At 66.7% G+C, this 13,722-nt stretch carries 15 protein-coding genes and 1 pseudogene; 13 read left to right on the top strand and 3 right to left on the bottom strand.

Features of this window, described 5'->3' with window-relative positions; all coding sequences use genetic code 11:
• From B7G54_RS11375 to B7G54_RS11350, 6 genes and pseudogenes are all read left to right on the top strand, one after another.
• A pseudogene (locus B7G54_RS11375) lies at nucleotides 1-228 on the top strand (acetyl-CoA C-acetyltransferase); the annotation flags it as partial.
• Nucleotides 229-348: 120 nt separating this feature from the next.
• Complete coding sequence (locus B7G54_RS11370; protein ID WP_014896930.1) at nucleotides 349-1,089, top strand: 3-ketoacyl-ACP reductase; 741 nt, start codon at nucleotides 349-351, stop codon at nucleotides 1,087-1,089.
• A gap of 119 nt (nucleotides 1,090-1,208) precedes the next feature.
• Complete coding sequence (gene phaR / locus B7G54_RS11365) at nucleotides 1,209-1,775, top strand: polyhydroxyalkanoate synthesis repressor PhaR (protein ID WP_027784564.1); 567 nt, start codon at nucleotides 1,209-1,211, stop codon at nucleotides 1,773-1,775.
• A gap of 140 nt (nucleotides 1,776-1,915) precedes the next feature.
• Complete coding sequence (locus B7G54_RS11360; RefSeq protein WP_085039183.1) at nucleotides 1,916-2,191, top strand: hypothetical protein; 276 nt, start codon at nucleotides 1,916-1,918, stop codon at nucleotides 2,189-2,191.
• An 8-nt stretch (nucleotides 2,192-2,199) separates the two neighbouring features.
• Nucleotides 2,200-3,045 (top strand): lysozyme inhibitor LprI family protein, encoded by an 846-nt coding sequence (locus B7G54_RS11355; protein WP_085039182.1) that lies wholly within the window; start codon nucleotides 2,200-2,202, stop codon nucleotides 3,043-3,045.
• A 203-nt stretch (nucleotides 3,046-3,248) separates the two neighbouring features.
• The gene (locus B7G54_RS11350; protein WP_085039181.1) at nucleotides 3,249-4,298 is read left to right on the top strand and encodes an NAD(P)/FAD-dependent oxidoreductase; all 1,050 of its coding nucleotides are present in this window, start codon (nucleotides 3,249-3,251) and stop codon (nucleotides 4,296-4,298) included.
• A gap of 16 nt (nucleotides 4,299-4,314) precedes the next feature.
• On the opposite strand, the gene B7G54_RS11345 is transcribed toward B7G54_RS11350, so the two are convergent.
• Nucleotides 4,315-4,569, bottom strand: coding sequence for a hypothetical protein (locus tag B7G54_RS11345; protein ID WP_085039180.1), 255 nt, complete (start codon nucleotides 4,567-4,569; stop codon nucleotides 4,315-4,317).
• Between the two features lie 284 nt (nucleotides 4,570-4,853).
• Here B7G54_RS11345 and rimO point away from each other — a divergent pair, with 284 nt between their 5' ends.
• The 4 genes from rimO (at nucleotide 4,854) to B7G54_RS11325 (ending at nucleotide 9,072) form a co-directional block, all read left to right on the top strand.
• The gene (rimO, locus tag B7G54_RS11340) at nucleotides 4,854-6,215 is read left to right on the top strand and encodes a 30S ribosomal protein S12 methylthiotransferase RimO (protein ID WP_085039179.1); all 1,362 of its coding nucleotides are present in this window, start codon (nucleotides 4,854-4,856) and stop codon (nucleotides 6,213-6,215) included.
• Nucleotides 6,216-6,218: 3 nt separating this feature from the next.
• Nucleotides 6,219-7,145, top strand: coding sequence for a sugar kinase (locus B7G54_RS11335; protein ID WP_085039178.1), 927 nt, complete (start codon nucleotides 6,219-6,221; stop codon nucleotides 7,143-7,145).
• Nucleotides 7,146-7,234: 89 nt separating this feature from the next.
• A complete protein-coding gene (locus B7G54_RS11330) occupies nucleotides 7,235-7,777 on the top strand; it encodes a hypothetical protein (protein WP_085039177.1) in 543 nt (180 codons plus the stop codon).
• Nucleotides 7,778-7,890: 113 nt separating this feature from the next.
• On the top strand, nucleotides 7,891-9,072 hold the full coding sequence (locus tag B7G54_RS11325) for a cystathionine beta-lyase (protein ID WP_085039176.1): 1,182 nt from the start codon (nucleotides 7,891-7,893) through the stop codon (nucleotides 9,070-9,072).
• 87 nt (nucleotides 9,073-9,159) lie between these two features.
• On the opposite strand, the gene serB is transcribed toward B7G54_RS11325, so the two are convergent.
• Entirely contained in the window at nucleotides 9,160-10,005 is an 846-nt protein-coding gene (gene serB / locus B7G54_RS11320) for a phosphoserine phosphatase SerB (protein WP_085039175.1), read from the bottom strand.
• Between the two features lie 204 nt (nucleotides 10,006-10,209).
• Nucleotides 10,210-11,148 (bottom strand): LysR family transcriptional regulator, encoded by a 939-nt coding sequence (locus tag B7G54_RS11315; RefSeq protein WP_085039174.1) that lies wholly within the window; start codon nucleotides 11,146-11,148, stop codon nucleotides 10,210-10,212.
• A gap of 123 nt (nucleotides 11,149-11,271) precedes the next feature.
• On the opposite strand from B7G54_RS11315, the gene B7G54_RS11310 reads away from it, so the two are divergent.
• The 3 genes from B7G54_RS11310 (at nucleotide 11,272) to B7G54_RS11300 (ending at nucleotide 13,721) form a co-directional block, all read left to right on the top strand.
• A complete protein-coding gene (locus B7G54_RS11310; RefSeq protein ID WP_085039173.1) occupies nucleotides 11,272-12,288 on the top strand; it encodes a zinc-binding alcohol dehydrogenase family protein in 1,017 nt (338 codons plus the stop codon).
• A 159-nt stretch (nucleotides 12,289-12,447) separates the two neighbouring features.
• On the top strand, nucleotides 12,448-12,999 hold the full coding sequence (locus B7G54_RS11305) for a DUF6013 family protein (RefSeq protein WP_085039211.1): 552 nt from the start codon (nucleotides 12,448-12,450) through the stop codon (nucleotides 12,997-12,999).
• Nucleotides 13,000-13,247: 248 nt separating this feature from the next.
• The gene (locus B7G54_RS11300) at nucleotides 13,248-13,721 is read left to right on the top strand and encodes a PliI family lysozyme inhibitor of I-type lysozyme (RefSeq protein ID WP_085039172.1); all 474 of its coding nucleotides are present in this window, start codon (nucleotides 13,248-13,250) and stop codon (nucleotides 13,719-13,721) included.
• The last annotated feature ends 1 nt before the right edge of the window (nucleotide 13,722 follow it).

Here is a 13,722-nt window from a genome sequence, read left to right as displayed (position 1 = left end):
GCGTTTGCGGCGCAGGCGCTGGCGGTGCACAAGCAGATGGGCTGGGACACGTCGAAGGTGAACGTGAACGGCGGGGCGATCGCGATCGGCCACCCGATCGGCGCGTCGGGCTGCCGGATCCTGGTGACGCTGCTGCACGAGATGGCCAAGCGCGATGCGAAGCGCGGGCTGGCGTCGCTGTGCATCGGCGGCGGGATGGGCGTCGCGCTCGCGGTCGAGCGTCCGTAACCGGCCGTCGCGACCAGCGAACCGAATCCGGGCGCCGGCCGATTGCGGCTTCGGCCGGCGTCACGTGAAGTCAGAGGGGGCCTTCGGCAGCTCTCGAAACCAAAAAATGGAGTGAGATTCATGTCTCAGCGAATTGCGTACGTAACGGGCGGGATGGGCGGCATCGGCACCAGCATCTGCCAGCGCCTGTTGAAAGACGGCTTCAAGGTGGTTGCGGGTTGCGGCCCGAACTCGCCGCGCCGTGTGAAATGGCTCGAGGACCAGAAGGCGCTCGGGTACGATTTCATCGCGTCGGAAGGCAACGTCGGCGACTGGGACTCGACCAAGGAAGCGTTCGACAAGGTCAAGGCTGAAGTCGGCGAGATCGACGTGCTGGTCAACAATGCGGGCATCACGCGCGACGTCGTGTTCCGCAAGATGACGCATGAAGACTGGACCGCCGTGATCGACACCAACCTGACGAGCCTGTTCAACGTGACCAAGCAGGTGATCGACGGAATGGTCGAACGCGGCTGGGGCCGGATCATCAATATTTCGTCGGTGAACGGCCAGAAGGGGCAGTTCGGCCAGACCAACTATTCGACCGCGAAGGCCGGCATCCACGGCTTTACGATGTCGCTCGCGCAGGAAGTCGCGACGAAGGGCGTGACGGTCAACACCGTGTCGCCGGGCTACATCGGTACCGACATGGTGAAGGCGATTCGCCCGGACGTGCTCGAGAAGATCGTGGCGACGATCCCGGTGCGGCGTCTCGGCGGGCCGGAGGAAATCGGTTCGATCGTCGCGTGGCTCGCGTCGAACGATTCCGGTTTCGCGACGGGCGCCGACTTCTCGCTGAACGGCGGCCTGCACATGGGCTGAGCGTCCGCGCTGCGCGGGCCGGGTGGCCGCGCAGCCGGGCGTTTTCCGAAGGCCCCCGCCTCCCGGATTCGGGCGGCGGGGATTCGTCACTTCCGCTACGCTGCACTCAAAGGCGTTACATGACTACTACAAAGAAGACGGCCGAACGGCTCATCAAGAAGTACCCGAACCGTCGGCTCTACGATACCGAGACAAGCACGTACATTACGCTGACCGACGTGAAGCAACTCGTGCTGGAGCAGGAGGACTTCAAGGTCGTCGATGCGAAATCCAACGAAGACCTGACGCGCAGCATCCTCCTGCAGATCATCCTCGAAGAGGAAAGCGGCGGCGTGCCGATGTTCTCGTCGTCGATGCTGTCGCAGATCATCCGTTTCTACGGCCATGCGATGCAGGGCATGATGGGCACGTACCTGGAAAAGAACATCCAGGCGTTCATCGACATCCAGAACAAGCTCACGGATCAGTCGAAGAACCTGTACGAAGGCAATGCGATGAATCCGGAAGTCTGGTCGCAGTTCATGAACATGCAGGCGCCGATGATGCAAGGGATGATGACCAGCTACATCGAGCAGTCGAAGAACATGTTCGTGCAGATGCAGGAGCAGATGCAGAACCAGGCGAAGTCCATGTTCAGCACGTTCCCGTTCAAGCAGCCGGGCGCGTCGGAGCCCGAGAAGAAGTAACGGTGTCGCGGCAGGCCGACCGCGGCGGGCAACCCGCCGGGCGTCGGTGCCGCGAAGCGACGCGGTGCGGGCCGGCCGATCGTGCATTCGGGCGCGATGAAGTGCGGCCGCCGCCTGGCCCCTCTCGCCGACGGTCGTTCATGGCCGTCGGTACCGAATGCACGCGCCGGGTTCGGGCGGGCATGACCGTTGTCCAGTCGATCGAGATCCAGTCACTTGCGAAGGAACACCGGGCGCACCACGCCCAATGGTGTGCGTTCGGGCAGGCGCGCGTACCCTGTGTGGCGCTGCTCGGTGACGCGTGGAAGCCGCGTTCGGCGAAATGCGATACCGGCGCCCGGGCACGACAGGCCGTGATGGGCGATGTCGTATCGATGCAGCGCGCGATGCAGTGCGACCAAGAAAAAACCGACTGAGAGAGAGCATGCGCAGGATTCGAATGGCATCGGCCGGCAGGCTGGCCGGTCTTGCTTCGATGTTCATGATGGGCATTGGCGTGGCGGTACCGGCCTTCGCGATCGATTGCGCGAAGGTCGTGCAGCCGATCGAGAAGCGCATCTGCGCGAACCCCGTGCTGCGCGCGGCCGACGCGCGCATGAATTCGGCGTACGCGGGCGCGCTGAAGGCCGCGCCGGACACGGCAATCCGCGACATGCTGGTGCGCAGCCAGCGTCGCTGGATCGACGCACGCAACAACCGTCTCGACGCCGATTACGAAGGCCGCCTGCTGGCTGTCGACGAAGTGCGCAAGGCAATCGATCGGCGCACCGCCGTGCTGGCCGATCAATCGAACACAGGGCTGATCGCGCGTGCGCAGGCCGAGCGCCAATGGCTCGCAAAATACACGGGCGGCCCGCTCACCGGTTTCGATGCAAACTGCGATTTCATTCCCGACGATGCGAGTGGCGCGCACGTTTCCTATGCGTGTTTCGGCGCGGTTCATGTGCAGCATCGTGCGCGGGTCTGCAGCCAGAGCGAGGACTGGGCGACCGGTGCGGTTTATCAGTACCGGTCGGTGAGTGCGATCGACGGCGGGAAGGTGCGCCCCGTGGCGTTCTGCGAAGCGCAAGCGCATGCGAGTGCGTGCGACAACGACGGAAAGCAATCGGCGTGGATGCGCGCGGGGGCGCCCGGTGACGACAACCACGCGTCAGCGCCGGTGACCGGGTTGCCGCAACTCGATGCGGAAATGTGGCCGATCGGCGATGGAGACGATGCTTTGTGGTTCGACCGGTGCCTGAAGGCGTCGGTGTTTCCGGAGATGCGGTGAAGTGCCGGGTCCGGCGTTTGAGCAAGGCCCGCTTCGGCGGGCTTTTTGTTTCGTCGGCACGTCTCAAGTGCAGCGGACGTCGATCGATTGATCGTGTCGATGCCGGGCGCGAGCGGGTGAGACGGTTCGCGACGATGGGCGACAGGCAACCGCACAGCGGCGGCGAGGGGCGGACGGTATAGTCGGAATCCCGCAACTTCCGAATGTTGCTCATGGGACATAACCGGCTGCGCGTCGTCGTGGTTGGCGGCGGCATCGTCGGCGCGTCCATTGCGTGGCATCTTGCGCGATCGGGCGCACAGGTCACGCTGCTGGAAAAGCAGGCAGCGCCCGCAGGCGGCGCGACTCAATGGTCATTCGGCTGGGTGGGTACCGGCAGCGCGCTTCCTTCTGAAAACCCGTCCAGGTTCTCCCGCACGCTCGGGGCGCTCCCGGAGTTCGCCAGGCTGGAGCGTGAGCTGGGCCCGTTGCCGGTGACGACGCGCGGGGCACTTGTCTGGCGGGACACGGACGCGCAGACCGCTGCATTGATCGACGAGCAGCGCGCTGCGGGCGTGCAAATGGAAGCGTTGGGGCGTCGAGAGGTGGCCCGGATGGAGCCGCGTCTTGCATGGCCTCCCGAGTTGATCGCATGGGCACCGAACGATTTCGTGGTGGAGCCGATCGACTTGACGCATCGATTGCTGGCCGGTGCGCAAGCCGCCGGCGCGCAGATCCGGTGCGGTTGCGCAGTCGAAGCGGTCGAAACGCGCGATGGGCACGCTGTCGGCGTACATACCGCGCACGGGCAGGTGCCGGCGGATGTCGTCGTCCTGGCGAACGCTGCTTCCGCGGTGGCCATCGCCGCGGGCCTGGGCGTGTCCTTGCCTGTTCGCGAGGAGCCGGCCGTCCTGATGCGTTTCGCGGCCGAGCCGGGGCTGGTCAGCCACTTGCTCTACGGGCGGGGTCTTGAGGTGCGGGTCGGCCCGGCGGGCAGCCTGCTGTCGGCCGCGGATCCTCCGGAAGAGGGAAATAGCGGGCTTGCCGCGCTCGCTGCGCGTACCGCCTCGGAGATTTCGGCGCTGTTTGCCGATCCGCCGGCCCTCACGCCGCTCTCCGCGAAATCGGCGCTTCGGCCGATGACGAACGACGGGGCGCCGGTCAACGGATTTCTGCCGGGTGTGGCAGGCGTCTATGCCGTCGTCGCGCATCCCGGCGTGATCCTGGCGCCCCAGCTTGGGCGACTGGCCGCGAGCGCGATCCTGGGGGTGTAAAGCGTCTCGTCGCTCGTCAGTGCGCCGGATCGAAATCCTGCTCGCCGTCCGGCGGAGGAAGGTCGAGCACGAGCTTGACGGCGCTGTAGTTGGCCTTGAGCGAAAACACGCGGCCGATCACGAAAAACGTCTGGTGCGAATTCTCGAGTTCGACGAAGTCGCCCGGTTGCGGCACATGCGCGCCCTGGTCATACGAAAAGCTGGTGCTGGTTTGTTCGCCGATGGCTTCTGCTGCGTGTTCGGTGAATTCGATCGTGATGTGGGTGGTCATGCGAGCCCCGTTGGGTCGATTGAAAAGGGTGGACGCCCGGATTTTCGCATAGCGCGTCGCGGCGCCGGGGAGATTCTCGGCCGGCTGACGGGCGTTGGGGACAGAGCCACGAGGCGGCTTTGCGCGAAATGAAGGGGCATATCCAATCCGGCTCGACGGCAGACCCGGAGCGCGCCGGGCAGTGGAGCGGGCGATCCGCGTCGTCGTCAACCGCTCGTTTTTGGGTCGCCGGACACTAAATCGCTGTAAACTCACGCTTTTGCTGCCACGCCCCCACATTCCAGATGTCCCAATCCCCCAAAGTAGGGTTCGTATCCCTCGGGTGCCCGAAAGCCCTCGTCGACTCCGAACAGATCATCACGCAACTGCGTGCCGAAGGTTATGAAATCTCCGGCACCTACGACGGTGCCGACCTGGTCGTCGTGAACACCTGCGGCTTCATCGACGAAGCCGTGCAGGAAAGCCTCGACGCAATCGGCGAGGCGCTGACCGAGAACGGCAAGGTGATCGTCACCGGCTGTCTCGGCGCCAAGTCGAGCGCCAGCGGCTCGAACCTGATCGAGGAAGTCCACCCGAAGGTGCTCGCCGTTACCGGCCCGCACGCGGTGGGCGAAGTGATGCAGGCCGTGCATTCGCACCTGCCGAAACCGCACGACCCGTTCACCGATCTCGTGCCCGCGGCCGGCATCAAGCTCACGCCGCGCCACTATGCATACCTGAAGATTTCCGAAGGCTGCAACCACCGCTGCACGTTCTGCATCATCCCGTCGATGCGCGGCGACCTGGTGTCGCGCCCGGTCGCCGAAGTGATGCTGGAAGCCGAGAACCTGTTCAAGTCGGGCGTGAAGGAACTGCTCGTGATCTCGCAGGACACGAGCGCGTACGGCGTCGACGTGAAATTCCGGACGGGCTTCTGGAACGGCAAGCCGATCAAGACGCGCATGACCGATCTGGTCGCGGCGCTCGGCGAACTCGCCGCGCAGTACGGTGCATGGGTGCGCCTGCACTACGTGTATCCGTATCCGAGCGTCGACGAAGTGATTCCGCTGATGGCCGAAGGCCCGTTCAAGGGCCACGTGCTGCCGTACCTCGACGTGCCGTTCCAGCACGCGCACCCGGAAGTGCTGAAGCGCATGAAGCGCCCGGCGAACGCGGAGAAGGTGCTCGAGCGCGTGCAGAAGTGGCGCGAGATCTGCCCGGACCTGACGATCCGCAGCACGTTCATCGCGGGCTTCCCCGGCGAGACGGAAGAGCAGTTCGAAACGCTGCTCGACTTCATCCGTGAGGCGGAACTCGATCGCGTCGGCTGCTTTGCCTACTCGCCGGTCGAAGGTGCCACCGCGAACGAACTCGACGGCGCGCTGCCGGATGAAGTCCGCGAGGAGCGCCGCGCGCGCTTCATGGAAGTCGCCGAGGAAGTGTCGGCGAACCGCATCCAGCGCAAGGTCGGCAAGACCCTCAAGGTGCTGATCGACGAAGTCAGCGAGGAAGGCGGCATTGGCCGCACGGCGGCCGATGCGCCGGAAATCGACGGCGTCGTCTATGTCGAGCCGGCGGCGAAGGCATCGAAGCGCTACAAGGTCGGCGATTTCGTGTCCGTGAAGATCACGGGCGCCGACGGCCACGATCTGTGGGGCGAGGTGTAAGCGATGGCCGGCGCATTTCCGGAGATCCTCGCGCTCGGCGAGGCGATGATCGAATTCAACCAGTCGCAGCCGGGCCGGCCTGAATTCCTGCAGGGTTTCGGCGGCGACACGTCGAACTTCTGCATCGCCGCGGCGCGCCAGGGCGCGTCGACGGGCTTCGTGTCGGCGATCGGCGACGATCCGTTCGGCCGCCTGCTGGCCGACATGTGGCGCGCGGAACGCGTCGACACGACGTACGTGCGGATCGATGGTACGGCGCCGACCGGCGTGTATTTCGTCACGCACGGCGCCGGCGGTCACCAGTTCGACTACCTGCGTGCGGGTTCGGCGGCGAGCCGCTATGCAGCGGGCGACCTGCCGCTCGACGCGCTGGCCGCCGCGAAGGCCGTGCACCTGTCGGGCATCAGCCTCGCGATCAGCACGGTTGCGTGCGACGCCGCGTTCGCGGGGATCGACCATGCGCGCCGCAACGGCGCGAAGGTCAGCTTCGACACGAACCTGCGCCTGAAGCTGTGGCCGCTGCCGCGCGCCCGTGCGGTGATGCGCGAAGCGCTGCGCCAGACGGATATCTGCCTGCCCAGCTGGGACGACGTGACGGCACTCACGGGCGCGAACGATCGCGACGCGATCGTCGACGCGATGCTCGAACACGGGCCGCAGGTGGTCGCGCTGAAGCTCGGCAAGGAAGGCGCCTACGTGGCGACGCCGAACGAGCGGCGCGTCGTGCCGGGCTTCGCGGTTCAGGCTGTCGATGCAACGGGCGCGGGCGACTGCTTCGGCGGTGCCTTCGTCGCGCGGATCGTCGCGGGCGACGATCCGTTCGCGGCGGCGCGTTATGCGAACGCCGCGGCGGCGCTGTCGACGACCGGCTACGGTGCGGTCGCGCCGATTCCGCACCGCGATGCGGTGGAGCGCCTGATGCAAGGCTGATGCGGCAGGCGCGCGCCGGCCACGGCCCGCATGGCGGGCAGGGCATCGTCGCGATTTTCGAGCGAATCTGAAGCAAGGAGCAACACAAGGTGGGTCGATATTCGCAATGGCAACGGGCGCTCGTCGTCGCGGGCGCGCTGGCGGCGGGCATGGTGATGCCGGGCGTGGTCGCGGCGCAGGCCGTCGCGCCGGGCGCGCAGCAGGATGAACCGGCACCGGCGCGGCCGCTGAAGCCGAATCCCGAGTTCGCCCGCCTGCCGCGCTACGAAGGCACGCTCGGCGACCGGCCGATCGTCGTGCATCTCGGCCCGAAGACGGACGAGGAAGGCGTGCACGGCGAATACCAGTTCGCCGATACGGGCGAGGTCGTGCTGCTCGCGGGGGATCGCGACGGCGACACGCTCGAAATCGAGGAATCGAACGACGGCACGAACATCACGGGCGTATGGATCGGCCGCTTCGACGCGACGGGTGAGTTGAAGGCCGACCGGATGAATTCGGACGAGTCGGATCCGCAGCCCGTCGTGCTGCGTCTCGCACCGGGCAAGCGCGCGGCGCTGCAGGTGCGCGACGGCCGCGTGCAGGAAATCGAGACCGTGGGCGGCATCGTCAATCTGCGCACCGACGACTGAACCCGCGCTGGCTCGGTGCGCGCGGCGCGCATTGTACCGGGCCAATTGCGCCGATTTTGGCTAATCTAGCGACATATTCCGCAACCGAACGGCCTCGTGCCCGGCTTCCTGTCATGACTGCATCCACTCCCAAGCGCGCGCTGCAAACCCGCATCGTTCAACCCGACGACGTGATCCCGGAAGGCTTCCGTTCGTTCGTGCCGCCGGTTGCGCGCGCGTCGACGGTCGTGTTCCCCGATCTCGCGACGATGCGTGCGCTCGTCTGGCACAACGACAACCAGTGGCGCTACGGGCTGCATGCAACGCCGACGTCGCTCGCGCTCGCGCAGCGGCTCGCCGAGATCGAGGGCGGCACGCATGCGTTGCTGCAGCCGTCGGGCCTCGCGGCCATCATGAACGTCTACTTCGGGATCGTGAAAGCCGGCGACGACGTGCTGATTCCGCACAACGTGTATGGGCCGAATGCCGATTTCGGCAACTGGCTCGCGAAGGATTTCGGCATTACCGCACGCTTCTACGATCCGCTGATCGGCGCCGGCATCGCCGACCTGATCCAGCCGGACACGCGGCTGATCTGGATCGAGGCGCCCGGCTCGGTGACGATGGAAGTGCCCGACGTGCAGGCGATCACGGCGGCCGCGAAAGCGCGCGGCATCCTCACCGCGATCGACAACACCTTTTCGGCCGGGCTTGCGTTCAAGCCGTTCGAACACGGCGTCGACATCTCGGTGCAGGCGCTGACCAAGTACCAGTCGGGCGGCAGCGACGTGCTGATGGGGGCGACGATCACCGCGAACGCGGAACTGCACGCGAAGCTGAAGCTCGCGCGGATGCGCTGCGGGATCGGCGTGTCGGTCGACGATTGTTCGCTCGTGCTGCGCAGCCTGCCGAGCATGCAGGTGCGCTTCGATGCGCACAGCAAGAGCGCGCTCGCGCTCGCGCAATGGCTGAAGGCGCGGCCGGAGATCGTGGTGGTGCTGCACCCGCAGATTGCCGACTGCCCGGGACACGCGTCGTTCATGCGCGATTTCAATGGCGCGGGCGGGTTGTTCTCGGTAGTCTTCGACGAACGCTATAGTGCGGAGCAGGTCGACCGCTTCGTCGAGTCGCTCGACCTGTTCGCGATCGGCTGGAGCTGGGGCGGGGCATGCAGCCTCGCGATGCCTTACGACGTCGCGTCGATGCGTCCGGACTGGCCGCATCGCGGCACGCTGGTGCGTTTCTACGTCGGCCTGGAAGAAGAAGCCGACCTGCGCGCGGACATCGAGCGCGCAATGCAGGCCGCACTCGGCTGATCGCCAGCCGATAACCTTCAGCCGAAAAGCAAAACGCCGGCGCGATGCAACATCGCGCCGGCGTTTTTCATTTGGCGTGCGGCAGGATCAGAACAGGCGCAGCAGCCCGTCGAGGCCGACGTGATCGAACGCGACCGTCGCCGCGTCGCGCACGACGGGCTTTGCGTGGAACGCAACCGACAGCCCGGCTTCGGCCATCATCTTCAGGTCGTTCGACCCGTCGCCCATCGCGATCGCCCGGCCCGGCTCGAGGCCGAGCGATGCGCATGTCTCGCGCAGCAGGCGTGCCTTCACGTCGGCGTTGACGATCTCGCCGAGCACCTTGCCGGTCAGCTTGCCGTCGACGATCTCGAGCGTGTTCGCATGCGCGTGGTCGAGGCCGAGGCGCGCCTTCAGCCGCTCGGTGAAGAACGTGAAGCCGCCCGACACGAGCAGCGTCTTCATGCCGGCGGCCTTCACGCCGGCGAGCATCTTCTCGGCGCCCGGCGACAGTTGCAGCCGCTCTTCGTACACGCGTTCGAGCGCGTGCGCGTCGAGCCCGGCCAGCAGCGCGACTCGGCGCGTCAGGCTTTCGTTGAAGTCGCGGATCTCGCCGCGCATCGACGCTTCGGTGATCTCGGCGACCTGCGTTTTCAGTCCGCAGAAATCGGCGATCTCGTCGATGCATTCGATCGTGATCAGCGTCGAATCCATGTCCATCACGGCCAGCCCGAAATCACCGAGCGTGAGGCCGGCCTCGACGAACGCAAAATCGAGCGCGTGCGTGCCGCAATACGCGTCGATGTCGAGGCGTTGCGCCGGGTTCGCGTTTTCGATCCGCAGCGCGTGATCGTCGGTCTGCACGATGCGGGTGCCGCGCGACAGCGCGAGCAGCGGTTTGTGATGGGCGTCCGACAGCGGCGCAAGACTCTGGATGACGAGGTTGTGGGTCATGACGGATGGTTGGGAGGCGAATGGAAAGCGTGCGCGGCCAATGGGCGGCCGTCTGCGAGCGCGGCCCCTCGGCAGCGGGCCATTGCGTCGCGAACGCGTCATTGTAGCCGGTTGGTATCGGATAGCTATCCGATAGCCGCCAGACATGCCACGGGTAGCTGCCCGGGCCCGTGCGTACGGCGGATCGCCGGACGATGCCGGTGTTCACCCGTCGGCGCGATCCCAGTACGGCGGATCGCCGAAATGTTCGGCCAGAAACGCGATGAACGCGAGCGTCTTCAGCGGGACGTGCGCGCGGCTCGGGTAGACGGCCCAGATCGCGATGTCTTCCGCGAACGGATAGTCGTCGAGCACCGTGACGAGGGTGCCGCTCGCGAGCAGCGGGCCGACGTCCCAGGTCGACTTGATCGCGATCCCGAAGCCGTCGACGAGCGCTTCGCAGATCGCCTCGCCATTGCTCGCGACGAGCCGGCCGCCGACCCGCACGGTGAGCGGGCCTTGCGGCGTGGCGAACGACCAGTCGCGCTGGTCGCCGAGGATCACGCACTCGTGCTGCGCGAGGTCGGCCGGATGGCGCGGCGTGCCGTGCTCGGCGAGATATGCGGGCGAGCAGCACAGCACGCGGCGGTTCGCGGCGAGCTTGCGCGCGACGAGCGTCGAATCCTTCAGCGCGCCGAGGCGGATCGCGACGTCGTAACCATCGTCGACGAGATCGACGATCTCGTCCGACAGCCGCAGGTCGAGCGATACGGACGGATAACGGCGCAGGAACGCGGGGATCACCGGTGCGACGTGCTGGCGGCCGAACGACGACGACATCGACACCTTCAGCCGCCCGTACGGCTCGGTGCGGCCGTGGCCGACCGATGCACGCGCCGCGTCGGCGGCCGACAGCAGCGTGTCGGCATGCGCGATGAAGACCTCGCCGTCCTGCGTGAGGCTGATGCGGCGCGTGGTGCGGTGCAGCAGCCGCGCGCCGAGCTGGCGCTCGAGCTGCGCGATGCGCGCGCTCGCGACCGCGGCCGATACGCCGAACTCGCGCCCGGCCGCGGTGACGTTCGCGAGCAGCGCCGCGCGCACGAACAGCGCGACGTCGAGCAGGTCGAGCGGCTTGTCGGGGGCCGGAATCGGATCGGAGGCCATTATTCTGAAATTCCTGAAAATGTTTCAGGAAATATAGCGGTTTTCTCGAATGATCGGGTTGCCTACGATGATGTCCATGGGGCTGCGCCGCGGCCCCCAGGTTTCCCCTGAAGGAGTTTCGTGATGAAAGCTGTTGGACTGACCCGTTATCTGCCGATCGACGACCCGCAAGCGCTGCTCGACGTGGAACTGCCGCAGCCTTTGCCGGGCCCGCGCGACCTGCTCGTGAAGGTCGAGGCGATTTCTGTGAACCCGGTGGACACCAAGGTGCGCGCGCCGAAGCCGCAGGTCGAGGACGCGCCGCGCGTGCTCGGCTGGGATGCCGCCGGCACGGTGGTCGCGGTGGGCGCCGACGTCACGCTGTTCCGGCCCGGCGACGAAGTGTTCTACGCGGGCAGCATCACGCGGCCCGGCGCGAACAGTGAATTCCATACGGTCGACGAGCGGATCGCCGCGCTGAAGCCGCGCACGCTCGATTTCGCCGCGGCGGCCGCACTGCCGCTTACCGCGCTGACCGCATGGGAAGCGCTGTTCGACCGGCTGCACGTGTCGCCGCAGGGCGCGGACGCCGGCAAGTCGGTGCTGATCATCGGCGGCGCGGGCGGCGTGGGCTCGATCGCGATCCAGCTCGCGAAGGCGCTCGGCAAGCTGCACGTGATCGCGACCGCGTCGCGGCCGGCGTCGGCCGAATGGGTGCGCTCGCTGGGCGCGGACACGGTGGTCGACCATTTTGGCGACCTGCCCGCACAGTTGCGCGAGGCCGGGTATCCGAATGTCGACTACGTGCTGATTTTCAACGACACGGATCGTCACTTTCCCGCCGCTGCGGAGGTAATCCGGCCGCAGGGCGGCATTTGCACGATCGTCGAGAACGACAAGCCGGTGCCGGTCGAACTGCTGAAGGCGAAGAGTGCCGCGTTTCACTGGGAATTCATGTTCACGCGTGCAATGTTCGAGACGCCGGACATGATCGAGCAGCACCGGATCCTCGGCGAAGTCGCGCGGCTCGTCGACGGCGGCACGCTGCGCACGACGCTCGGCGAGCAGCTCGGCGCGATCAATGCCGCGAACGTGCGGCGCGCACACCAGTTGCTGGAGGCCGGGCGCACGATCGGCAAGCTCGTGCTGAGCGGCTTCTGAGCCGCGATCGCCGGTAAGGTTGCGGCGCCGCGAACGCAAGCGGGGTAACACCCGATGCGTTTGCGGCGCACTGCATGCCGCTTGGCGGTAGACTGGCAGCGCATCATGCATCGAAAACCGCGCGGCACGCGCGTGCCGCCGCATACCAAGGAGGTCAGCATGAGCCAACGCAGCTTGTCAGTCGCCGCATCGTGGTCGGTCGTGTTCGCGGCGGCGTGCGTCAGCGCGAGCGTATTCGCGGCGCCGCCGGTCAAGGGCAGCCTGAAGGGCGGCGGTACCGGGCAGCTCGAATACACCGTCAAGGTCGACTCGAAGGCCTTCGGCAATACGCAGGAGACCCGCAAGATCCGCTCGGGCGAGACGGACGACTTCAACTGGAAGTCGGTGCCGCCGAGCGGTGCGGTCGCGATGCCGGACGGTTGCCCGAACGCCGACAGCCTGCCGCGCGACGAGAACGGTGCGATGGTGCGCCAGACCCAGGTGCGACTCGCGCCGTCGATCGACGCGAAGGGGATCGCCAACGTGCAGTTGAGCTTCCAGGCGGCCGCGCCGAAGGGCACGCGCAACGTGACAGCCGGCGGCAAGTCGCTGCAGTGCCCGGACGTCGTGTCGGTGAGCCAGGTGAAGTGGGTGTCGATTCCGACCAACGGCGGTTCGAAGTCCGTCACGATGAGCGACGGCACGAAAGTGACGGTGTCGATCAAGCGCTGAGCGGCGCGCGCGGGCCGGAGCCGTAGCCGGTGCGCGCGCAACGGATTCGATTTGCGGGCTGGCGCGGCGCACGTGACCGTTTCGTGTCGCCGTCACGATGCTTGTGCGATCTGCTTCGCGCTACCGTGCTGCTGCAACGGCATGGCAGCAGCACGACGTGCGACAGCATTGCGCGGCGACCTGCGTGACGTCATGCGAATGTCACGCTATGCTCGCCCGCATCCTCACCTTCCTGTGACGACATCCCGATGAAATACCGAATGTGCGCGTTGCTGTGTGCCATCGCGTTCGTCGCCGCGCACGCGCACGCGGCGGACGATTGCGGTTTCGTGAAAAAGGTCGCGCTGCCGTCGCGGCAGCAGGTGGCGGTCGTGTCGAGCGGCGCGCTCGAGCCGTGCTCGACCGGCAGCTACGCGGTGCGCATCTATTCGACCGAGCATGCAGCACCCGGCTTCGATACCGACGATTACGTGACGGGCGCGCTGCATGCGCGTGACGGTATAGTTACCGATGCGTTTGCGGCCGATCTCGGCGCGCGGGCGCCGCGGGCGCTCGTCGTGACGACGCGCTCGGCCGGCAGCGGCGGCTATGTCGGCGCGCAGGCCTATGTGACGACGCCGCGCGCGGTGCGGCTCGTTGCGTCGGTCGACGGGCTCGCGCCGGACGCGGACATCGCGGCCGCGTTGCGGCAGGCGATCGGCAAGCGCCGCAGCGTGCGCTGAC

The sequence above is a fragment of the Burkholderia puraquae genome (assembly GCF_002099195.1).
Taxonomy (GTDB): domain Bacteria; phylum Pseudomonadota; class Gammaproteobacteria; order Burkholderiales; family Burkholderiaceae; genus Burkholderia; species Burkholderia puraquae.
The sequence above is the reverse complement of the archived record's forward strand: the minus strand, read 5'-3'. Positions and strand labels throughout refer to the sequence as shown.